23 protein-coding genes and 3 tRNA genes are annotated in these 22,200 nt (G+C 52.6%); 11 read left to right on the top strand and 15 right to left on the bottom strand.

Going from position 1 to position 22,200, the window contains the following annotated elements; genetic code table 11:
* Positions 1–20 precede the first annotated feature (20 nt).
* Positions 21–536: an MOSC domain-containing protein gene (locus tag HUF18_RS16850; protein WP_225693019.1), complete on the bottom strand. Its 516-nt coding sequence runs from the start codon at positions 534–536 to the stop codon at positions 21–23.
* Between the two features lie 195 nt (positions 537–731).
* Here HUF18_RS16850 and HUF18_RS16845 point away from each other — a divergent pair, with 195 nt between their 5' ends.
* Positions 732–1,019, top strand: a complete 288-nt coding sequence (locus HUF18_RS16845) for a hypothetical protein (protein WP_225693018.1) — start codon at positions 732–734, stop codon at positions 1,017–1,019.
* A gap of 62 nt (positions 1,020–1,081) precedes the next feature.
* On the top strand, positions 1,082–1,642 hold the full coding sequence (locus HUF18_RS16840; protein ID WP_145466458.1) for a CBS domain-containing protein: 561 nt from the start codon (positions 1,082–1,084) through the stop codon (positions 1,640–1,642).
* A gap of 72 nt (positions 1,643–1,714) precedes the next feature.
* Here the strand turns inward: HUF18_RS16840 and HUF18_RS16835 are convergent, their stop codons facing one another.
* Both HUF18_RS16835 and HUF18_RS16830 read right to left on the bottom strand, forming a co-directional pair.
* Positions 1,715–3,346, bottom strand: coding sequence for a long-chain-fatty-acid--CoA ligase (locus HUF18_RS16835; RefSeq protein ID WP_145466459.1), 1,632 nt, complete (start codon positions 3,344–3,346; stop codon positions 1,715–1,717).
* 85 nt (positions 3,347–3,431) lie between these two features.
* Positions 3,432–3,902, bottom strand: coding sequence for a DUF6314 family protein (locus HUF18_RS16830; RefSeq protein WP_145466460.1), 471 nt, complete (start codon positions 3,900–3,902; stop codon positions 3,432–3,434).
* A gap of 37 nt (positions 3,903–3,939) precedes the next feature.
* On the opposite strand from HUF18_RS16830, the gene HUF18_RS16825 reads away from it, so the two are divergent.
* A complete protein-coding gene (locus tag HUF18_RS16825; protein ID WP_225693017.1) occupies positions 3,940–4,800 on the top strand; it encodes an EamA family transporter in 861 nt (286 codons plus the stop codon).
* Between the two features lie 10 nt (positions 4,801–4,810).
* Here the strand turns inward: HUF18_RS16825 and HUF18_RS16820 are convergent, their stop codons facing one another.
* The 3 genes from HUF18_RS16820 to HUF18_RS16810 all read right to left on the bottom strand — a co-directional run bounded on the left by HUF18_RS16820 (position 4,811) and on the right by HUF18_RS16810 (position 7,324).
* On the bottom strand, positions 4,811–5,464 hold the full coding sequence (locus tag HUF18_RS16820) for a DsbA family oxidoreductase (RefSeq protein ID WP_225693016.1): 654 nt from the start codon (positions 5,462–5,464) through the stop codon (positions 4,811–4,813).
* A gap of 104 nt (positions 5,465–5,568) precedes the next feature.
* Complete coding sequence (locus HUF18_RS16815; protein WP_225693015.1) at positions 5,569–6,294, bottom strand: substrate-binding periplasmic protein; 726 nt, start codon at positions 6,292–6,294, stop codon at positions 5,569–5,571.
* 175 nt (positions 6,295–6,469) lie between these two features.
* Positions 6,470–7,324, bottom strand: coding sequence for a metal-dependent hydrolase (locus HUF18_RS16810; protein ID WP_145466464.1), 855 nt, complete (start codon positions 7,322–7,324; stop codon positions 6,470–6,472).
* 233 nt (positions 7,325–7,557) lie between these two features.
* Between HUF18_RS16810 and HUF18_RS16805 the strand changes: the two genes are divergently transcribed.
* Both HUF18_RS16805 and HUF18_RS16800 read left to right on the top strand, forming a co-directional pair.
* Entirely contained in the window at positions 7,558–8,013 is a 456-nt protein-coding gene (locus HUF18_RS16805; protein WP_145466465.1) for a YaiI/YqxD family protein, read from the top strand.
* 88 nt (positions 8,014–8,101) lie between these two features.
* Entirely contained in the window at positions 8,102–9,109 is a 1,008-nt protein-coding gene (locus HUF18_RS16800; protein WP_225693014.1) for a 2-dehydropantoate 2-reductase, read from the top strand.
* 59 nt (positions 9,110–9,168) lie between these two features.
* Here the strand turns inward: HUF18_RS16800 and HUF18_RS16795 are convergent, their stop codons facing one another.
* Positions 9,169–10,752 carry a flavin-containing monooxygenase gene (locus HUF18_RS16795; protein ID WP_225693013.1) on the bottom strand — a complete coding sequence of 528 codons (1,584 nt, stop codon included), beginning with the start codon at positions 10,750–10,752 and terminating at the stop codon, positions 9,169–9,171.
* A 143-nt stretch (positions 10,753–10,895) separates the two neighbouring features.
* Here HUF18_RS16795 and HUF18_RS16790 point away from each other — a divergent pair, with 143 nt between their 5' ends.
* A complete protein-coding gene (locus tag HUF18_RS16790) occupies positions 10,896–11,933 on the top strand; it encodes an AraC family transcriptional regulator (RefSeq protein ID WP_225693012.1) in 1,038 nt (345 codons plus the stop codon).
* 9 nt (positions 11,934–11,942) lie between these two features.
* Here the strand turns inward: HUF18_RS16790 and HUF18_RS16785 are convergent, their stop codons facing one another.
* From HUF18_RS16785 to HUF18_RS16775, 3 genes are all read right to left on the bottom strand, one after another.
* A complete protein-coding gene (locus HUF18_RS16785) occupies positions 11,943–12,704 on the bottom strand; it encodes a GGDEF domain-containing protein (RefSeq protein WP_225693011.1) in 762 nt (253 codons plus the stop codon).
* Between the two features lie 115 nt (positions 12,705–12,819).
* Positions 12,820–14,493: a sensor histidine kinase gene (locus HUF18_RS16780; RefSeq protein ID WP_225693010.1), complete on the bottom strand. Its 1,674-nt coding sequence runs from the start codon at positions 14,491–14,493 to the stop codon at positions 12,820–12,822.
* Between the two features lie 65 nt (positions 14,494–14,558).
* Complete coding sequence (locus HUF18_RS16775; RefSeq protein WP_145466471.1) at positions 14,559–15,374, bottom strand: response regulator transcription factor; 816 nt, start codon at positions 15,372–15,374, stop codon at positions 14,559–14,561.
* 192 nt (positions 15,375–15,566) lie between these two features.
* Here HUF18_RS16775 and HUF18_RS16770 point away from each other — a divergent pair, with 192 nt between their 5' ends.
* From HUF18_RS16770 to HUF18_RS16750, 5 genes are all read left to right on the top strand, one after another.
* On the top strand, positions 15,567–17,120 hold the full coding sequence (locus HUF18_RS16770; protein WP_225693009.1) for a hypothetical protein: 1,554 nt from the start codon (positions 15,567–15,569) through the stop codon (positions 17,118–17,120).
* Positions 17,121–17,138: 18 nt separating this feature from the next.
* The gene (locus HUF18_RS16765; protein WP_225693008.1) at positions 17,139–17,804 is read left to right on the top strand and encodes a VWA domain-containing protein; all 666 of its coding nucleotides are present in this window, start codon (positions 17,139–17,141) and stop codon (positions 17,802–17,804) included.
* Positions 17,805–18,032: 228 nt separating this feature from the next.
* Positions 18,033–18,815, top strand: a complete 783-nt coding sequence (locus tag HUF18_RS16760) for a methyltransferase domain-containing protein (RefSeq protein WP_225693007.1) — start codon at positions 18,033–18,035, stop codon at positions 18,813–18,815.
* Positions 18,816–18,818: 3 nt separating this feature from the next.
* Positions 18,819–19,349 carry a DUF523 domain-containing protein gene (locus HUF18_RS16755; protein ID WP_225693006.1) on the top strand — a complete coding sequence of 177 codons (531 nt, stop codon included), beginning with the start codon at positions 18,819–18,821 and terminating at the stop codon, positions 19,347–19,349.
* Between the two features lie 108 nt (positions 19,350–19,457).
* Positions 19,458–19,796, top strand: coding sequence for a hypothetical protein (locus HUF18_RS16750; RefSeq protein WP_225693005.1), 339 nt, complete (start codon positions 19,458–19,460; stop codon positions 19,794–19,796).
* A gap of 298 nt (positions 19,797–20,094) precedes the next feature.
* Here HUF18_RS16750 and HUF18_RS16745 read toward each other — a convergent pair.
* The 5 genes from HUF18_RS16745 to HUF18_RS16725 form a co-directional block, all read right to left on the bottom strand.
* Positions 20,095–20,171, bottom strand: a tRNA-Arg gene (locus tag HUF18_RS16745).
* A 49-nt stretch (positions 20,172–20,220) separates the two neighbouring features.
* Positions 20,221–20,297, bottom strand: a tRNA-Arg gene (locus HUF18_RS16740).
* Positions 20,298–20,375: 78 nt separating this feature from the next.
* Positions 20,376–20,465 (bottom strand) — tRNA-Ser (locus HUF18_RS16735).
* 68 nt (positions 20,466–20,533) lie between these two features.
* Complete coding sequence (gene csrA, locus HUF18_RS16730) at positions 20,534–20,740, bottom strand: carbon storage regulator CsrA (RefSeq protein ID WP_225693004.1); 207 nt, start codon at positions 20,738–20,740, stop codon at positions 20,534–20,536.
* 194 nt (positions 20,741–20,934) lie between these two features.
* Entirely contained in the window at positions 20,935–22,167 is a 1,233-nt protein-coding gene (locus tag HUF18_RS16725; protein ID WP_145466478.1) for an aspartate kinase, read from the bottom strand.
* Positions 22,168–22,200 lie beyond the last annotated feature (33 nt).

Below are 22,200 nucleotides of genomic sequence, written 5' to 3'. Positions count from 1 at the left end.
GGATGATGAACAGGAGGACGTTAATCGGGCAGCTGTTCGTCCGCGCTCAGACAGATCACTTCATCACCAACCTGAATTTTTCCGGCACGTAATATTCTGGCGCACAAACCGCCGTGCCCGAGCATCGCCGCATGACCACCGGGGCCAAGCACTTCATCCATGCGCGAACAGGGGTGGCACAATGCCGTTGCCTGAAATATGGCATCACCAATACGGAACTGCTGGTAACGTAAGGCCTGCAGGTTAATACCACTGACCATCAGATTACGCCGTAGCAATGCCGGATCAATGCTCTCACGTTTAAGCAGTTTTGCCACAACATCCAGATGCTCTGCATTAATCAGTGTTACCTGTCGTGCCGACCCCGGCGTTCCCTGACAACGGCGGTCGCCTTCAAGGCCGAGATCCGCAATAGCATAGGTCTGCGCCACACTCAGCAGTGCCGCTCGCCGCGCAGGACGCAGACCAATCCAGTCAAGCCTGCCCTTCTCCAGAGCGCCGCTGAAGCGATCAAATAATGTGTGTTGACGGCTCATAAAAATCACTCACAAATGACAGGACCGAACGCGGGCATAGTACTACGTCTGCGCCGCAGCATGGATTATTCCTGCGTAAACAAAAGCCTGGCATCAATTTCATAACATAAGTTAACGGAACCCACGTGGCCGGCACGGATCATACGAACTAGACTGAAAGTATCCTCTCAGTCAGGTACCGGAGACGGCTCCCAGATGTTGCGTACGTTGCTCTGTTGTTTACTGTTGCTCAGTCCGGATTCCAGCCCGCTGGCCGGGGTATCTGCAACAGCCGGCAACAGTTCACCGGATTCATTACTGGACATCGACAGCGCCGGCCAGCAAAGCATCACCGATAGCAGCCACGGCGATGATCCACAACTGACCCACACTGGTTCACCTGCATTATTTATCCCTGATGGTTACAGCCGGACTCCGGTCTGGCAGTCATTCAATGTTTACTACCTGCCTTTATCCCCCATACGTGCCCCACCAACAGCCTGATAGCAATTTAACCTTTCAGATTTTTTGCACGTTTGCTGCCCTTGAATGATCAGGAGATTACTATGCCTAAACTCACTCTTTATCCGGTTGTCAGTGTGGATGAACTGGTATATCCGGAACAGTCCCCACGCTACACACTGGAAAGCCGTGCCATGCAGTTCTTTACCGATTTTTATACCATTGAACCTCTGGTAATTGATTCCACCGTATCAGCGATTGAAGCCCGCAACACGATGATTAAAACCCATGTGCGCATGAAGCTGGTAGTGGATGAGAATGAGCACTTTGTTGGTGTTATCAGTTCACGGGAGTTATCGGAACAGAACATTATGGCCAAAGCCGCTCAACTGCATCACAGCCGTGAAGATATTCAGGTTACCGACCTGATGATCCGCAAAAAAGATTTACTGGCGCTGAATATTGATGAGGTTAACCGTGCCAGCATCAGTGATGTTGTTAACTTCCTGAAGGATAATCACCAGCAGCACTGTCTGGTGGTGGATGAGCAGATGCATCAGATCCGCGGGATTTTTTCAGCCAGCGATATCTCACGCAAACTGCAGTTGCCGATTGATATTAATGAGCAATCCAGCTTCAGTAAGGTATTTGACGCGGTATCCTGATTCTTTGACCGTTCGGCAGACAATAAAAAACCCCGCTATGCGGGGTTTTTTATTGTTCTGCCAGGGCCTGAATCAGACATCTGCCGTTGCCAGAAGATGATTTTCATACTCTTTGCGCAGATCCACTTTCAGTAATTTGCCGGTCGCAGTATGCGGCAGGGATTCAACGAAAATAATGGCATCCGGCATCCACCATTTGGCAATTTTATCGCTGAGGTAATCCATCACATCCTGTTCTGTCAGGTTGCTGCCCTCTTTACGAATGGCCAGCAGTAACGGACGTTCATCCCACTTAGGATGACGGGCGCCGATCACACAGCATTCAACCAGTTCCGGATGACCCACGGCGGCGTTTTCCAGATCGATCGAGCTGATCCATTCACCGCCGGATTTAATAACGTCTTTGGAGCGGTCAACAATAGTGAGGTAATTATCCGGACTGATGGTTGCCACATCACCGGTATCAAACCAGCCATCAACGAAATTACTGCGGTCATCATTTTTATAATAACCACTGATAATCCACGGACCACGCACCAGCAGGCGACCGAAAGTTTCACCATCGCGTGGCAGCTCTTCGTTCTGGTCGTTAACAATTTTCATCTCCACGCCATACACAGGACGGCCCTGTTTGGCCTGCAGCAGATAGCGCTCTTCCAGCGGCAGTTTTTCCATATGGTTGTTATGCGCATTGACGGTACCAATCGGGCTCATCTCGGTCATGCCCCAGGCGTGAATCAGGAAGGCATCGTGTTTTTCCTGGAACGCACGGATCATGGACAGCGGTGCCGCAGAACCACCAACGACAACGTTTTTAACCGATTCGAGTTTTTTACCGATGCTGTCCATATGATTCAGCAGCATCAGCCACACGGTTGGTACGCCGAGTAATAAATCCGGTTTTTCTGCATCGATCAGTTCCCACAGGGATGCGCCATCCATACCTGGTCCCGGGAATACCTGTTTGGCACCGGTAATTGCAGCAGAATACGGAGTACCCCAGGCATTAACGTGGAACATTGGAACAACCGGCAGGAAGCAGGATGTGGAAGCCAGACCCAGCGCTTCTTCACCGATGGATGCCATAGCATGAATAACCGTTGAACGGTGGCTGTACACAACACCTTTCGGATTACCGGTGGTGCCGGAGGTGTAACACATACTCGCAGCACTGCGCTCATCAAACTCCGGCCAGGTAAATACATCCGATTCTTTGGCCAGCAAAGTTTCATAACACTGTGCATTAGGCAGTGCTGTCTGTGGCATTTTGTCTTCATCACAGAGCACGACAAAACCTTCGACGCCGGTAATCTGGTCTTTAATACTTTCCAGCAGTGGCACAAAGGTTAAATCAACAAAAATCCAGCGGTCTTCGGCATGATTAATAATAAATGACAGCTGCTCGGCGAATAACCGCGGGTTGATTGTATGCAGCACGGCACCTGAGCCCGACACACCAAAATACAGTTCAAAATGGCGGTAACCATTCCACGCCAGCGTAGCAACACGGTCACCTTGCTGAATCCCCATACGGGCTAATAAATTCGCAACTTTACGTGCACGCTGTGCGGCATCGCGCATGGTGTAACGGTGAATATCGCCTTCACAGCGACGGCTGACGATTTCGCTGCCGGGGTGGGTTTGTTCGGCATGCTCCAGCAAACCGGAAATCAGCAGCGGACGATCCATAATCTGGCCAAGCATAATTAGTCCTCGTTATTTATTTTTATCGGATATCAACATACGACACATTAAGAGGATTAGAGTAATGACTCAAGGTTCTTTCGTGTTACGAATTGTCAGGAAAATAACGATAAAACAGATGTTCATCTTTTTTCGGGCCGGTGATGTGCCAGGTCAGCTCAAAGCCATTAGCACTTTCGCGCAACTCTCCGGAATATAAGTCATTAATACAAACGTGATCTTGCGCACTTTTCCATAATCCATCAGTCGTTGGAATGAGTTCGAACAAAAAGACCGGCTCACCACGGCGTCCATGAGAGAGGACAATTCCGCTGGTTGTCTTACGCCAGATAAACCGGTTATGCATCTCAACAATCTGGCCATTCTGCAGCTGAAACTCGCCCTGCTCGATAAAATGCCGCTCATCAGCGTTGCTGTCGTCTATCTGCACCTGACCGCGCCCTTCTCCCTGCCAGCCGGTCAGCGAGCGTGGCCCGGGACGGGATTCGTATGTAAAACCACCAATGGTTGCCAACCGGTTCCACAGGTGCTGGATTCGCTCCGGTGTTTGCTGCATGCTGCCGCCTTTACTGCTTCTGTATGGATGTTCGGGTATGCCAATTCTGTGGGCCGTTACCCTGCTTTGGGCCTTTTCCTTCTCGCTGATCGGGGTTTATCTGGCCGGTCAGGTCGACAGTTATTTTGCCGTATTAACCCGGGTTGTGCTCGCTTCTCTGATATTTATTCCCTGGCTTGTCAGAAATCCCGTTGCTCCGGCTCTGGCCGTGCGTTTAATGGCCATTGGCGCCGTCCAGCTGGGGTTGATGTATCTGTTTTATTACCAGTCTTTCCTGCTGCTCAGCGTACCTGAGGTGTTGGTTTTCACCATTTTTACGCCGGTGTACGTGACTCTGATTTATGACCTGCTGGCGCGGCGTTTCCGCGCGGCTTATCTGTTCAGTGCCATCATTGCCATTCTTGGCGCCGCGATCATGCGCTATAACCAGCTCAGTCAGGATTTCTGGCTGGGTTTCTTTGTGGTGCAGGGCGCCAACCTCTGCTTTGCCAGCGGTCAGGTGCTGTACAAACGCCTGCTGGAAACCTGGCCTTCTTCACGGCCGCTGATTCAGCATCAGAGCTTTGGCTGGTTTTATCTGGGCGCACTGCTGGTTGTACTGCCGGCCTGGCTGCTGCTCGGCGGGGATAAATATCCGGCCAGCCCACTGCAGTGGGGCATTCTGTTATGGCTGGGGATTGTCGCTTCAGGGCTGGGGTATTTTTTCTGGAATCTGGGTGCGACCAGAGTCAGCAGTGGTCAGCTGGCGATTATGAATAATGCGCTGATTCCGGCGGGTTTGATTGTTAATCTGCTGATCTGGAACCGCGATACCGATGTGTTACGGCTGGCAGCGGGCGCTGCGGTGATGATGCTGGCGCTGTGGCTGGTCAGCCGCTATCAGAAGGATAACGGCTGACACGAACGGACTATTCGTCGGCGGCAAACAGGATTTCGGTTAAGGCTTTAACGTAACTTTCCGGCGGCTGAGCGCCGGAAATCAGGTATTTCTGATTAAGAATAACCGCCGGTACCGAACGGATACCCACTTCCTGCCACTGCTGTTGGGTGGCACGGATGGTGTTGGCATATCGCTCTTCCGCCAGCACGGCAGCCGCTTCTCCGGCATCCAGCCCGGTTTCTGCTGCAATCGTACATAATTCTTCAGTGTTACTGACATCGCGTCCATCACGGAAATAAGCCGTAAACAACGCCATCTTCAGCTCGGTTTGTTTGCCCTGCTCCGCCGCCCAGTGCAACAGTTGATGAGCGGCAAAAGTGTTGAGAATGCGCTGTTCATCGCGGAAATTAAAGGTAAAGCCCAAACCGGCACCCATCTGCGTAATACGCTCACGGTTAGCGCGGCTTTCCTCGTCGCTGCTGCCGTATTTTTCTGCCAGATGTTCACGCAGGTTCTGCCCTTCGGCCGGCATATCCGGATTCAGTTCAAAGGGTTGCCAGTGAATATCGGCGACAATTTTGTCCTCCATTGCCGTCAGCGCCTGACGCAGACTGGCATAGCCAATCGCACACCACGGGCACATAACATCGGAGACAATATCAATACGGAGAGTGGTTTTCATACGGGATTCCGCCACAGAAAAGCGGCCAGTATGACCGCCTCTTCTGTGCCTGACCAGTCATGCCAGTGCAACAGTTTTACCTGCTGGCTGCTGTTTTCCGGGCATTAATCAATATCGACGCCATGACGCTTTTTCAGCGCAGCGACCAGATCCGCCTGGTCACGCAGAAAGGCGTTAAATTCGTCGATAACCTGCGGATGGGCCATCGTCGATAAACTGAAATCGGCATCGGCATAAGGCAGTTCACGGTCAAACACCAATGCCCCCGCTTGACCATTTTCTTGCAGACGTTTGGCGGCAACCACCACATTGCCATAAGCCCCTTCAGCACGGCCAGCCAGCACGCTGCTGAGTGCTGCATCCAGATCATTAACCTCCTGCAAGGCGATGCTGCCCTTACCAATGGCATCCATATACACCCAGGGTGTAAAGCCACGTATGGTGACCAGTCTGGTCAGGGTTTTACCCGGCTCGCGTGCCGCAGCCACCATGACACCATCAGTGGCCACCAGCGTTACATCGCTGTAATACAGCGTTTTATCACCGCGTTCCGACGCAGCCCATTGCGGGTTATCCGGATATTTAAAGTCGAGCTTACCGCCTAAAAAATCAGCAAAAAGACGTTTTACCGGTAACGGACGATAGCTGAAGGTATGCCCGGAAGCTTTGCCAAACGCATCAAGAAGATCGCGGGCATAGCCCTCATATTTGCCATTATTGGTGGCATAAATCGGGCTGTATTCCAGGTTCTCCACGCCGACCACGTAATCACGGGCGGCAGCGGTCGGGATAATGCACAAACTGAGTAACAGCAGAAAAGCAGATTTCATATCGGGCCTCCGGCGCAGCCAAAAAAATACGGCACCACGTATTCAACCCGCCAGAGAGAAGGCAGGAGAACGGCATGATCCGTTCTCCCTCAGCGTAGCCTGTCAGGCTATCGCCCGATGACCCATTTTGTAACCCTGAAGTGATTACGCCCTGTAAAGAATCCCCGGCTGCAACTTATGCCGGCTGAGGATCTTCGCGGCGCAGTTCATTCTGCCACTTTTCAATCAGAGCACGGTTGTCGTGATCCCAGGGGTGAAAACTTTCCTTAAAGAAATCACGGTATGGCTGGCGGATATTCGTCAGCATTCCTTTGTTACCGTACATAAAGCGACGGAAACCTTTGATATCGCTCCATGAAGGAAATTTACGCGCCCACCACAGCAATGCCACCATGTATAACGCGATACGCACATTAAACATAAAGGTCGCCAGTTTCAGTACACGGCGCAGATATTTGCGGTCGCCTTCCATCTGCATATACACATCAAAAGCCACGGCTTTATGTTCAATTTCTTCAACGGCGTGCCAATACAGAAGATCTCGTACAGACTCTTCCAGTGGCTCCAGTACCTCCGGATTCTGCAGCACGAATTCCGCCATAATCGCAGTCATATGTTCCATGCCCACTGTCATAGCCAAACGGAATTTCGGTGTTGCGAATTTGCGCCGGGTAAAACGCTGAAGATCACGCTCCAGATGATGCTCCAGCTTAACCGCCTCAATCCCCAGGTTCCGCAGCGCTTCATTAATCTGCTTGTGCTGATGGCTGTGGTGGCCTTCCTGACCGATAAATCCACGGATCTGTTCTTTTAATGAGGGATCGGTAATACGGTCACGATACTGCCGCACCGATGCAATAAATTCTGCCTCCCCCGGCGGAAAGGTCGAAGACAGTGCACCAAAAAATACCGATAAAAGAGAATTTCCGGCAAAGAAAAAACGCTCTTTGATATTGCCAAAAGGAAAATGCATGCGCCGTGGTTTAATTTCCACATCGGCCGGAGTACGGGTAGTTACAGATGTATTCATCAGCGGATCCTCATCTGAAATGTGAGAGCATTTATTGTTATGTTTACAAGCAGCTCTGGTGCATTTACGCGTTGCTGTTTTGTTGTGTGCGGTTAAAACTATGCCCTCACCCGCTTAACGCACAGGTGAATAAACGCCAAACTGGCCTGATCCCACACAGATTGGCACAATACTCCCGCCTGATTGGCCCAATCAGAAAATAATGACTATTCGCAGACTAAAGGACACTCTTTATGCCCACCATCTGGGTTGATGCCGACGCCACACCACGCCCTGTTCGTGATGTGATCTGCAAAGCCGCTGTCCGTACCGGCATGACGGCGTATTTTGTTGCCAACCATGCCGTGCCACTGCCGCCATCTCCCTTTCTTAAAGCAGTGCAGGTAGAAGCCGGTTTCGATGTTGCCGACAACCTGATTGTGCAGCGCTGCAGTGCCGGCGATCTGGTGATTACCCAGGATATTCCACTGGCCGCAGAAGTTATTGAAAAACAGGCACTGGCTCTCAATAACCGCGGTGAAACCTACACTCCGGAAACCATCCGCCAGCGCCTGAATATGCGCGATTTTATGGAAACCCTGCGCTCCAGCGGCATACAAAGCGGAGGCCCGGCAGCGTTCTCCGAACGCGATAAAGCCCAGTTTGCCAATGCCCTCGACCGCTGGCTGGTAAAACAAAAAAAAGCCTGAAAAGTGCGAACCAGTTCACACACTCATTACTTGTTAGACAGTAGTAAAGCAACGCACACTGCAACTCCCGCGATGAAGAGATCCGTTTATGCACATTGTTGTTTATGGTGCCGGTTCCATCGGCTGCTATCTGGGTGCAGCCCTGCATCTTGAAGGACTGTCGGTTACCCTGCTGGGCAGACCCCGTATTCAGGAAGAAATAAAACAGGCCGGTGGCATTCATATCAGCGACTATATCGGTGGTGATCAGCTGGTTAGCGGCATTTCCTTCGAGCATAAAGAAGCGGCACTGGCTCAGGCCGATATCGTTCTGGTTACCCTGAAGTGTCTGGCCATGGAACAGGCCGCCGCCGCGCTGGCACACTATTGCCGTCCCGGTACCCGGGTTATCTGTCTGCAGAATGGCCTCGGCAGCGACCGCGTGGTGCGCGAACAATGTCCGCAACTGCTGGTGTCTCAGGGGATTGTTGGCTTCAACGTACTGCATCAGGACAACGGCCACTTTCACCGCGGTACCGACGGCGCAGTTCATCTGAGCGACGACGATGCTTTTATGCCGATCCGTGATGCCCTGCTCGAACAGCAGATTCCCTGTCTGCTGGAGCGCGATTTCCAGTCGGTTGCCTGGGGCAAACTACAGCTTAATTTAAACAATGCCATTAATGCGCTGGCCGATATTCCGCTGAAACAGGAACTGGAACAGCGTGGTTACCGCCGCGTGCTGAGTGGCGCCATGAAAGAACTGGCAGCCGTCGCCGCCAAAAAAGGCATCCGTCTGGCACGTATGACCGCACTGCCACCGGCATTATTACCCGGCCTGATTAACAGCCCGGATTTTATCTTTCACCGGTTGGCGAAAAAAATGCTGGAAATTGACCCGCAGGCGCGCTCATCGATGTGGGAAGACCTGCAGCAGAAGCGTCTGACCGAAATTTATTTCCTCAATGGCGCCGTTGCCGCCGAAGGTGAAAAACTGGGCGTATCTACGCCGGTAAACCGCACCCTTTGCCGTCTGATTCACGAAGTAGAAAGCGGTAAACGCCAGCAGGGCTTAAGCTCCCGCGAACTGGAGCTGGAGATTCGCAGGGGTGGATAAAGGGGCGGGTAAGTAAAAGAGTGGATAGGTAAAGGCCTGCACTGCAGGCCCTTATTGTGTCAGACCGATGCGGGTTCTGATTTCCTCTCTTTACCGGCACTTTTCTCCGTTTTATCTGCCACCACTTCGGTTTTCTGAGCCGCAATACTGACCCAGTCAAAATGCGGTGCAAATACCTTTTTCGTGCGCGCACGGTATTCCAGCGTGGAGGATGGCCAGATGGTAAAGTTTTTGCCGTCCGCCTGCTGATACCAGCTCTTACAGCCGGAGGTCCAGACCGTATTTTTCATCCGCCCCTGAATTTCAGCGTTGTATTTATTCTGCTCTTCGATTTTAACATTAAAGTAATCAACGCCTTTTTCCTGAACCTTTTTAATACACTGGATAATGTAATTCACCTGAGATTCGATCATAAAAATAATCGAATTGTGGCCCAGCGCCGTATTAGGGCCAACCAGCTGGAACAGGTTCGGAAAACCGGATACCACAGTCCCAAGATAGCCTTCGGCACCATCTGCCCAGTCTTTCATAATGCTGTGCCCCGGCAGTCCGTCCAGCGTAAAGTCCTTCATAAAACCACGCGGATCAACGATAAACCCGGTGCCGAGAATAATGGTATCGCAGGGACGTTCAACGCCATTGCGGTCGACAATGCTGTGCTCTCGGATTTCCTGAATACCGTCGGTAATCAGATCAACATTACTGCGGTTAAAGGTCGGGTAATATTTATTGGAAATCAGAATACGCTTACAGCCAATGGTGTAATCCGGTGTCAGCTTTTTACGCACCGCCGGGTCTTTTACTTTTATGCGGATAAACAGCTTCGCCAGGCTCTGTAAGGCAACGGCAAGACGCGGATGGAAAATCGGCCAGACCCGCATTTCATTGGTGATATATAAACGCGCACGGTGCAGCTTGCGCAGCGCGGGAAAGTTGCGGAACAGGGTCTTGCGGATTTCACCGTAGCGGCGCTCATCGCGCGGAATAACCCAGGCCGGAGAACGCTGATAGACATCCAGCTGCTGCACCTGCGGCGCAATTTCCGGCAAATACTGCACCGCGCTGCCACCGGTACCAATCGACGCGACGCGCTTGCCGTTGAGATCATAGCCATGATCCCAGCGTGCAGAATGCATGACCTTACCTTTAAAACTGTCCAGACCGGGAATATCCGGAATCGCCGGGTGATGCAGCGGACCCGAGGCCAGTACAAAATAACGCGCCCGGATTTCTGCACCGCCTTTGGTGCCGATGGTCCACAGCCCGGTTTTACTGTCAAACTGGCTGCGGTTTACCTCATGGCCAAAGCGGATAAAAGGGCGCATCTGATAATCGTCGGTGGTTTTTAAAATGTAATCCTGAATTTCATGCCAGGATGCATAGCGTTTGCTCCACTCCGGATTGCCGGCAAAGGAATATGAATACAGGTGCGACTGCACATCACAGGCACAGCCCGGATAGGTATTGTCACGCCAGGTGCCGCCAACCTCATCGGCTTTTTCCAGAATAATAAAATCCCTGATGCCCGCTTCTTTCAGCTGAATGCCCATACACAAACCACCAAAACCGGCACCGACAATGACAACGTCGGTGATTGCCGGTAAAGCCTGCTGAGAATCCTGGGTATGTTTTTGCTGCGTCATGATGTTCACCTTTATTGTTATTCGCTCAGGCCGCCGGAGAGGGCTTTTCCTGCAAAGCGGCTGCGGCCATGATCTGAATCTACGTTCCCGGGCGCGGCTGTGGCTATGCTGGAAAAAACAATAAATTGATAAAAACGGCCATTATGACCCTGCGCTCCATTCTCGCCCTGACCTTTACCGTCGAACAGCTGCGCCAGCATTACCAGCTGGATACCGAAGCCATCCTTGCCCGTCATGGCTTACAGCAGGCGCATCTGGATGCCAATGCCACCATCAGTCAGGCTGATGAGCTGGCGATTCTGGCCGAATTTGCCGACCGGATTCAGCACGATCCGCTGGCGGCCATCACCATCGGCTCTACCTTTGGACTGTCGAGTTATGGCGCTTTTGCCATGATGCTGATGAGCTGCAGTTCGGTGTATGAGGCCTTTGCCCTGGGCATTAAATATCAGCAGCTGAGCTACCTGTTCAGCGAGCTGGATTATCAGCTCGATGGCGATACCGTACTGTTAAAACTGAAGCCCTATCCTCTGCCCGATCATCTGCAGCGTTTTATTGTTGACCGTGATGTGGCCGGTACCTGGCATTTTCTTAATATCATGCAGACCATGCTGGGCCGTAATCTGAAACCGCTGGCCATCCGCATGCCTTACCAACAACCGGCAGAAGCTGCAGCCTACCGGGAAAAATTCCAGTGTCCGGTAGAGTTTGGCTGTGATGAGGCAGCCTTTGTGCTGCCGCTGGAGGTATTGCGCCTGCCCTTTCCCGGCGCCAATGCCACGGCACTGGAACTCTATCGTGGTCAGTGCGAAGAAATCATAAAGCAACGCAGTCAGGTGCGGACAGAAGCATTAAGCGAACGCTTAAAACAGTATCTGACGATGTTCAGCCAGCGCTTTCCTGCCATTAAAGACTGCGCCGCGACCTTTGGTTTAAGCGAGCGCCAGTTCCGCCGTTTATTAAGCGACGAAGGGCAGAGTTTTCAGCAGATTCTGGATAACGTGCGGGCAGAAAAAGCCTGCCATTTACTCAGACATTCATCCCACAGTGTGGAAAAAATAGCGTTATTACTGGGTTATTCTGAGGCAGCAGGATTTATTCATGCCTTTAAAAAATGGCAGAACATTACTCCGGCACAGTACCGCAAACAAACAGCAGAAAAGACAGAACCCGGCGCCTGAATTGCGCTGCTATTCCGCAGGCCAGGCGCTGTCGTCGGCGGCCATAAATTCTTCGCCATCACCGATAAAGTCGTCAGCATCATCCTGACTGTCAGCACCACCGAATAAATCGTGCAGCAGGCTTTTTTCATCTCCACTGACGGCAGTTTCAGCCATATCCGGATGCTCAAAACAGACCTGATTACGTCCCTGACGTTTAGCCTGATACAGATAATGATCGGCGCGGCCAATCAGGCTGCTGGCGCTGTGCGGCTGCTGGGCACTGTGTAATGCCAGCCCGATGCTGGCAGTAATCTGCAACTCACCACCATCAATGCGTACCAGTGTGGAAGCAATATTCTCCCGTAATCGTTCAGCCACCTGCACCGCCAGCATCAGCTCGGTGGAAGGCAGAATAATGACGAATTCTTCACCGCCATAACGGCATTGCACATCCAGTTTGCGTGTACTGTCGCGGATTAAACGCGCGGTCTGTTTCAGTACTTCGTCGCCAACGGGATGGCCCCAGGTATCGTTAATGGATTTAAAGTGATCAAGATCGACCATCATCAGCGCTGTCGACATCAGGGTACGCTGGGTACGTTCCAGCTCCTGTTCCAGCGCTTCACGGAAATGCCGCAGATTATAAAGCCCTGTCAGCGGATCGGTTGCCACCTGTTCGCGCAGCAACTGCACTTCATCAATAAAGGGGCAGCTCAGCTCCCCGACCGGACATGCGGGGATCGTCTGATTACTGCTTTGCGATTGTCCGGATGACGTTGCGTCGCTCATCTGTCCACTTATGTTTGTTGTTGTGACACGCTAAAAGCGCACGGCCCCGGGCCGGTTAACGCTCAAAGTTTAGCCGAAGATCAGCCATTTGCCGGATGTTGGAGTGACAAATATGTCAGAAATCATCCGGCGCCCGCAGCCCCGCCCCCAGCTCGTCCACATCCGGTTCCAGACCCGCAGCACCCACCCCGTCGAGTCTGCCGTTCAGGGTTGGTAAGCGCACACTGAACTGCACGCCACGGATATCGAGCGGCATAAAACTGAGCAGGTCGGACTTACGTCCGCTCAGGCTGATCAGCCATTGCGGCTGCGCCGGATTGTGCGGATCAAACCACTGGCTTGTGCCTTCCACCAGCGTCAGGCGCGCAACCTGCGGATTACTGCGGCTGCTGACCTCAATACTGTGCAGCCGTTTTTCTGCACGCAATTCCCACTGTTTTGCAGCCTCGGCATTACTGTCTGCCAGGCACACCTGTGGTTCACCGGCAGCGTTCAGCGTCACCTCCAGATTCAGGTTCTGCACTTCGCCACCGGCCAGTTCGATGCGCAGGTGGTACAGCTCGCTGTGGTTATGAATATTGTCGAAACCGATATCACCATCAAAGCCCTGCACGATCTGCTGGGCAAAATACAGTCCCAGACCTTTACCGTTATGTTCACGCGCACGGCGGGTGGAAAAGCCCAGCTGAAAAATCTGCTCACGGGATTCATCACTGATATGCGGGCCACGGTTATAGATGCTCACACATAAGCATTGCTGTGCTTCCCACAGGCGGATAGCAATCGGCGCAAAGCGGCTTTTGTACTGACGCTTGGTGGCAAAGAACTGGGCATTGCGCAGCAGATTTTCCAGCAATAAAACAATGTGATTGGCATTACCCAGCAGTTCATCACAGGGCTGTAACTCAATGCGGTAAAGACCTTCGCTGTCGGTCAGTAATAACGGTTTGTCCTGCCCAGCAGACAGCTGCGCCAGAGCTTCGGCGTCGTATAAAAATGCCGGCTCCGGATTACCCTGTTCATCGCACAGGGTGACGCCCAGATGCAGCGTCAGTGTATCCAGCAGCGCCCGCTGCGGATCGAAAGTGGGCACCAGTGGCAGCTCACTTAAGGCACTGCCCTGTAATTCCGCCTGAAATAATAATTCTTCACAGCGGCTGACATTGGCACCGATATGCAGCGCCATATTGTCGGTGGTGGATAAATCGAGTAAATCCCATAAATAGCGCATGCCCACCAGCGCCTGCTGATACAGCAGCGCATTATTACCCTGCTCATCCGGCAGACTGTGACCAGCAGCATAGGTGAGCGCCGACTGCACCTTATCGAACGAAATGACACCGTTATGACGTACCTCGGCCGCGATGCTTTTAAAGTGCAGGTATTTTTCGTCGTACTCCATATATTCCAGCAATTTATCACTGATAAAGAGTTTCAGTTTGTCGGTATGACTGGCCGAGGTCTGCGCCCGCTGCTGCAGCTGACGCTTGCTGTTCCACAATTGTTGCAGACTGGCTTTGACCTTGCGCTGCTGACGGCTGAAATGGCGAAAATCCAGCCAAGCAAGAATTAAAAAGGCAGCAAAGGCAGCACTGAAATACTGTGTACTGAAAATAAACGCCGGTATTTTCAGCATATCGGCCAGCGCTGGTGATAACAGCAACAAGGCATAAAACAGCAATAATTTCGCTGCCAATAAGGTGCGCCACGGATAACGGATACGGAAGATAAATTTATCGCCGCGGTCTTCCGTCTGCAGAGTCTCTTCCGCGCTGTTGCTGTCTTTCATTGCTGCTCCGTTTAACTGTTTTACGCAGATATCAGTCTTTAGCGGCTGGCCTGAGCCTGTTTATCTCAGGCCGGTGCTTTCCATAAATAGGCGCCTTCGGCGCCAAAGGTGGCAATACCCTGCCCGGCTTTGCATAAATTCATAAAGGCTTCTTCATCGCCATGGGCCAGCGCCAGCGATTTACGCAGGGTTTTAATATGCTGGCGATAATTGGCGTAGGAAAATTTTTCCAGATCGGCATCCAGCCATTCCGCCATTTGCAGTGTAGTGACCGGGCGCGGTGACGCCTCCACCAGAAAGCGCAGAATCTTGCGCGGTGTCGGCGCCAGAGGCCGGGCCTGATTGGCCGGATTCATTAATTTCTGGCCTTTCCACCACACTTCCCAGCTGACCAGATCAATGCGTAATTCGCCGCTGACCAGCTGAGATTTTTTATTCGCCGCCGGAGTCAGACTCTGGCGTAACAGAGCTTTCATGCGCCACAGCAAAACCCCTTCGATATTGCGCTGATGCTTGGCAATAAAATCCTGGGTAACGCCCTGCTCAAAGGCTTTCTGTTCAATACCGGTGCCGGAATGTTCGGATAAAAACACAATCGGCAGTGCAGGCCACTTTTTCAGCAGCGCACGCGACACACTGAAACCGCCATCGTCGTTACCGTTCAGGCTGGCATCGAGAATCGCGATATGCGGCGCATCGGCGTCATCGGTCTGGCTGATACGCGCCAGTGCCGCTTCAGAAAACTTAAACACCTCAAGCTTATTGTGCTCAGCGTCCGGCAGATCGGCTTCGGCACCGGGGGCAAAGTCGGTGCGCTCCAGCAAGGCCCGGAACTTGTCGATCCAGTGGCTCTGATCTTCGACCCAGAAAATTTTGATCATCTATTCCTCTCCTGCAGGGCCTGTTAACAGGCCGGTCCCGAGCATACCACCAGCCGCCGCCGGTGCAGACGCCCGGACACAACCAGCGCGACAGAAATCACATTCTTCTCACCGATTTTTCACCGGCATCACGCAATCTGTATTCATCGGCTCTCCGCAGCCACCTTTTCCGAGCAACACGAGGACAGAATCATGAATGACCTACTCACTCTCTGGTCCGCCAACAGTGCTGTATCCGCCGCCATCTGGCTGGTGCTGGCGATGACCCTGCTGTATTTCGGCCGCAACCCGGCCCACCGTATCCTGCTCAGCAGTGGTCAGGGTCTGCGTCATATGCTGCGCATGGCCAGCCGCGCCCTGAGCCAGCTGGAACGCCAGCTGGGCAAGCGTAACCGCGAAGTATTACTGGCCGCCGCACGCAACGATGCCGAACGCCGTATCGAACGCGAATTTACCCGCATCCAGACTCTGGTGGCGCGCGATTTATCCGGCTATCCGGCACTGCACCGCCAGATCAGCACCGCCATCGACAATGTCGAGAACAGCTACCGCGAAGCCGGCGACAGCGCACCACTGCCACCGGCCTGGGGTGAGGTGGTGAATACCATTGCCGCGCTGCCCAGCCATGGTGATCCGGCGGTTGCCAAGATTCTCAGCAATATTAAAGACGCGGTGCATGACACCCATAAAGAAACCCTGAAAACCTGGCAGGCCAGCGCCGATCAGCGCCACAAACTGCTGGCGAAAATGCAGCCTGAGTGGCGCACGCTAAACGGCAAAATGGACGAGGTGGCACGCACTATCGATAACCTCGATAACCGTACCCACCAGCTCGACAAGCAGATGCAGCACTATGAAGAAGTGCGCCGTGGTGAAGATGCAGCGGTACGCAGCCTGACGTCCAGCTCGCTGACCCAGTTCTTTATTGCCGGTCTTGTGCTGACCATTGCCCTGCTCGGTGGCCTGATCAACTTCCAGCTGATCGCCATGCCGATGTCGGAAATGGTGGGTGGAACCAGCTATATCGGTGGCGTAAAAACCTCAGATATTGCCGCACTGGTGATCATTCTGATTGAGATTGCGATGGGCCTGTTTTTGCTGGAATCACTGCGCATTACCCGTCTGTTTCCGATCATCAGCAGCATGGATGATCAGATGCGCCGCCGCATGATGATTATCAGCCTCAGCATCCTGTGCATTCTTGCCGGTATCGAAGCTTCACTGGCCTATATGCGTGACCTGCTGGCGCTGGATAAAGAAGCCCTGCAGCAATCACTGAGCATGGCGGCGAATGCTTCCGGTGTAGCAGCCAGCAATGCGGAATTCCGCTGGATTCCATCCATCGGGCAAATGGTGATGGGCTTTATCCTGCCGTTTGCGCTGGCCTTTATCGCCATCCCGCTGGAGTCCTTTATTCACTCGCTGCGCACCGTGCTGGGTCTGGCACTGGTCGCCATGATCCGCCTGGTCGCCATTGCCGCCCGTCTGCTCGGCAACCTGGCCGGTCACAGCGCCACCCTGCTGACCCACGCCTACGACCTGCTGATCATGCTGCCGTTAAGCATCGAGCGTCTGCTCAGCCGCAAACGCGAAGCGGCAACTGCGGTGCAGTTTGACGACAGCCAGACCACCGATGAGCTGGCCGATGCCATCCCGGATGTGGCCACCGAAGAAAAACGCAGCCGTAAAGGCCGCAGTAAAAGCAGTAACAACAACAGTGGCGATGCGGCTGTAGCTGTCGCCTGAATCAGAGGAGTGACGATTATGAATAGCTTCAAACGCCTTGTTGCCACCGCCGCCCTACCCCTGAGCTTACTGCTCAGCGGCTGCAGCGAGCAGGCACCACAGAATAAAGCCGTCTACCTGCTGATCGACACCTCGGGAACCTACACCCAGGAGCTGAACAAAGCACAGGCCATCCTCAACTACCTGCTGGCCAACCTCGACAGTGGCGATTCTATTGCCGTGGCCCGTATCGATAGTGGCAGTTTCAGCGAGAAAGACATCATCGCCAAAACCACCTTCGATATGCGTCCCAGCACCGCCAACGATCAGAAACGTCAGTTCAAGCTGGCCATGGATGAGTTCGCCGCCAACCTGAAAAAGGGCAGCGCCAATACCGACATCACCGGCGGTGTGCTGCAGGCCACGCAATATCTGAACGAAACCGGTGCCGGTAATAAATACGTCTTTATTTTTTCCGATTTAGAAGAGGATTTACCCCATGATCACATTAGAAACTTTCCAATTAGTCTGGATAACATTCACGTGGTTGCTCTCAATGTCACTAAGCTACGCAGCGATAACATTGACCCGCGGGACTACCTCAACCGACTCGCAAACTGGCAGCACCGGGTCATAGAAGGTGGCGGTGACTGGCGCGTGATTAACGATCTGGAGCGAATGGATAAGCTGATCGTCGCTAACTGACCCAATTACCTGGTCATAGAAGGCGGCGGTGACTGGCGCATGATTAACGATCTGGAGCGCATGGATAAGCTGATCGTCGCCAATTAATAATCATGGTTAAGAACCTCATCTTCTCTCAATAAGTTCTCCCCCTTGCCGGCCTCAGTGCCGGCTTTTTTATGCAGCTTATCTCTGCCTGCGGCGCCGCTGCTGTTATGATCGGTACACTGCCACGCAACGAAAAAAGCCATGAGCACCAAAGACACCGATACCCGCCCCGACCGTAATTTCGACGATCTGGCCGCACGCTTTGCCCGCACCATTTATGCAACACCCAGAGGCCAGCTGCGGTTGATGGCGTTACGTGCCGATTTTGCCGATCTGAAGATTGCATTGCCGGATGCCAGCATACTGGATATCGGCGGCGGCCAGGGGCAGTTCAGTATGGAGCTGGCACAACAGGGAGCGCAGGTCAGTCTGTGTGATATTTCCGCCGAAATGCTGCAACTGGCGCGCGATCAGTTTGCCGCTCAGCAACTGCCGTTAACGGTAAAACACTGTGCGCTGCAGGACGTTGCCGCAGAATTTCCGCAACCCTTCGATATTGTGCTTAATCATGCGGTACTGGAATGGTTAGAAGATCCCTTTGCTGCACTGCCATTACTCGCCGACCGGGTAAAACCCGGTGGCTGGCTGTCGCTGATGTTTTATAACCTGCACGGCCATCAGTGGCGGCAACTCATGAATGGCCGCACCCATGCACCGCAATCGGCCAACCCGCGTTTACGCGACGAAGGCAATGCGCCGCAGCACCCCCTTGACCCGGATGCAATTGAACAGGCACTGAATACCCTCGGTTTTCATATTGAACGCTGGCGCGGCATTCGTTGTGTGCACGATCATATGCATCAGAAAATCCGTGACCGTATTGGTCAGGATGCGGTGAATAAAGCCGATCTCGAATTCGGAACGCTGGAACCCTACCGCCAGTTTGGGCGCTATGTGCATTTTCTGGCGCGCAAACAGGAGTAATTTATGTCTGTAAAAATTCTGATCAGCGCCTGCCTGATGGGCCAACCGGTGCGCTACGATGGCCGCGCCAACGACGACAAGACCGACAACTTCCGCCACCAGTTACAGCGCTGGCAAGAGGCGGGGATTCTGATTCCTGTTTGTCCTGAAGTCGCCGGAGGTTTGCCAACGCCTCGTCCGGCTGCGGAAATTTATCAGGGAGATGGTGAGGCGGTTTTGCAAGGCAAAGCGCGCATCATTTCACGCGACACCGAAGATTTTACCCGCGAGTTTATCGATGGTGCTCAACAGGCTCTGGCCAGTGCCCGCCGTCACGGCGCGGTTGCTGCCCTGCTGGCGGCACGCTCTCCATCCTGTGGCAGTGATGGTATTTATAATGGTGAGTTTAATGCCACTCTGCGCAAAGGTATGGGCGTAACCGCAGCCCTTCTGAGCGGGCACAGCATTCCCTGCTTCAGCCCAGAAAAATTTCCTGACCTGCTGCAATGGCTCAGGCAGCAGCATCCGACATTCGCCCGGCAATTTATTGATTAATTATAAGGTCATCTCACTATGCCCCGCTTAATTGCTTTGCGCTTATCTCTCCGGCCAGTGCTTGTTTGCCTTCTGTTTTTATCTGTGGCTTTTCCTGCCCAGGCTTTTTTGAACACTCAGATTTATCAGGCAGGCAAAGACAACCAGGGATTACGCATTGGCTGGCATAACGAAAATCCGGATTTTTTCTGGCGTACCTATATCGGTATTCAACAGGATGCCCGCTACGCCGGTGATTATTATCCGGCCGCGGGAGCTGACTGGGTAATTCCCGTGCCAGGCACACTGTCGACCTTATTTATTGGCCCACGGCTGCAGTTTGATACAGATAAAGTTGCAGGCATTCATGCCGGACTGACGCTGTTTAAAGCTATTGAACTGGGCTGGCAGGGCGATGTGAAAAACCAGAAAATGCAGATGTATGCAGGATTAAACTGGAGTTTTTAAGCATCACAGCTTAAGCAAAAATTCTGGGATGCATAACGTTGATTAATTGCGGATACTTTGGACTTCGGACGAAGCTTTAAGAAATGGCGCTGGAGGATGTGCTAACGGTCGCAAGCGACCTGGCCTTTGGCCATTTGTCGAACCTGAGGAGGCTGTTTGTATCATCCTGATACTCACCCTGCGGGCTTCGCGTTAATTCGTTCCCGACGAATTAATCTCACCTCCGTCGCTTAACGGCGGCTTCGATAATTTACTGCGTATGATTTATTTCGGATGCTTCGGACGAAGCTTTAAGAAATGGCGCGCTCGGGAGGATTCGAACCTCCGACCGCCTGGTTCGTAGCCAGGTACTCTATCCAGCTGAGCTACGAGCGCGCATCAGGTATAACAATTCACGAAGGGGCATTCTGTCTTGGGGAAAGAATGGCGCGCTCGGGAGGATTCGAACCTCCGACCGCCTGGTTCGTAGCCAGGTACTCTATCCAGCTGAGCTACGAGCGCGCATCGTGGGGCGCGTATTATAGGGAGTCAGTGCTAACTGTCAACGCTTTTAATACACATCTGCGGGAGCAGAAAACGTGGCGGAGAGAGAGGGATTCGAACCCTCGATAGGGGTAAACCTATACACCCTTAGCAGGGGTGCGCCTTCAGCCACTCGGCCATCTCTCCAGTTCACGGCGCGCATGATACCACGTTCCCGCAAAAATCAAAGGAAAAATTTTAACAAAATTAAGGTGTTAGTAATTCCCGTGACTTTCGTCGTGACCTTCGTCACCATCTTTCTCGCGCTGGATGCGCTGGTAAATCTCTTCACGGTGTACGGCAACTTCTTTTGGTGCGTTAACACCAATACGTACCTGGTTTCCTTTAACGCCTAAGACAGTCACAGTGACTTCGTCACCAACCATCAAAGTTTCGCCTACGCGACGGGTTAAAATAAGCATAGGAGTTCTCCTGACATTCCTGTTCGGTTCTAGGGTGCTTTGGCGGTTAAGCCGATATTCTCACGTCCCAATGCTCAGTATTGACCACTATGGTCAGAAATGAAGCCAAGGCGAGGCGTTATTGAGAATATTTAGTTATTAGGGGGCTCTCAGTCATTGAGCGCCCCCTAATGAGGATCGGAAAGGACGGAGGGTTATTCTGCCTGCTCTTCTGCATCCAGGCCAAAGGCTGTGTGCAGAGCGCGGACCGCCAGTTCCAGATACTTTTCTGCAATCACAACAGAAATCTTAATTTCGGAAGTGGTGATTGCCAGGATATTAATATTCTCGTCAGCAAGAACTTTGAACATTTTGCTGGCAACGCCGGCATGAGAACGCATGCCCACACCAACCATAGACACTTTACAGATGTCATCGGTTCCGGTGGCTTCACGGGCATTCAGTTCAGTAGCCAGGCTGCTGAGAATTTTCAGCGCTTTCTGATAGTCGCCACGGTTTACGGTGAAAGTGAAGTCGGTAGTACCGTCTTCGGACACGTTCTGAACAATCATGTCCACTTCGATATTCGCGTCGCTGATTGGCACCAGAATACGGGATGCCACACCCGGAACATCGGGTACACCTTTCAGGGTGAGTTTTGCTTCGTCGCGATTGAATGCAATGCCTGAAATAACTGGATTTTCCACGGAGCTCATCTCCTCCATCGTGATCAAGGTGCCGTTACCTTCCTTAAATGAGGAAAGTACACGCAGGGGAACTTTGTACTTACCGGCAAATTCAACCGAACGAATCTGCAGAACCTTTGAACCCAGGCTGGCCATTTCCAGCATTTCTTCAAAAGTTACTTTATCCATACGGCGCGCAGCCGGAACAACACGCGGATCGGTGGTATATACACCATCGACGTCGGTATAAATCTGACACTCGTCTGCACCCAGTGCCGCAGCCAGTGCAACACCTGTGGTATCAGAACCACCACGACCCAGCGTGGTGATATTGTTGTCGTCATCGATCCCCTGAAAACCAGCCACAATCACCACGCCACCGCTGTCCAGCTGCTTACGCATGGCGCTGGTGTCGATATCTTCAATACGGGCTTTCATGTAAGAGCTGTCGGTTTTGATACCAACCTGCCAACCGGTGAAAGAACGGGCATCCACACCGCGCTTCTGCAGCGCCATCGCCAGCAGGGCAATCGTCACCTGCTCGCCGGTAGATACCAGCACATCCATTTCGCGTGGAGTCGGATTTTCGGAAATGCCTTTCGCAAGACCAATCAGGCGATTGGTTTCACCGCTCATTGCGGAAACGGCAACAACAAGTTGATGGCCGGCGTCGTGGAAAGACTTAACTTTATCGGCAACGGCCTCGATGCGTTCAATAGAACCTACGGATGTACCGCCGTATTTCTGTACGTATAGCGCCATGATGTGTCTTTACTGGGATTGACTGGTTGAAGG

Origin of the sequence: Thalassolituus sp. ST750PaO-4 (assembly GCF_020320405.1) — a bacterium.
Taxonomy (GTDB): Bacteria; Pseudomonadota; Gammaproteobacteria; order Pseudomonadales; family Oceanobacteraceae; genus Venatoribacter; species Venatoribacter alkanivorans.
The sequence above is the reverse complement of the archived record's forward strand: the minus strand, read 5'-3'. Positions and strand labels throughout refer to the sequence as shown.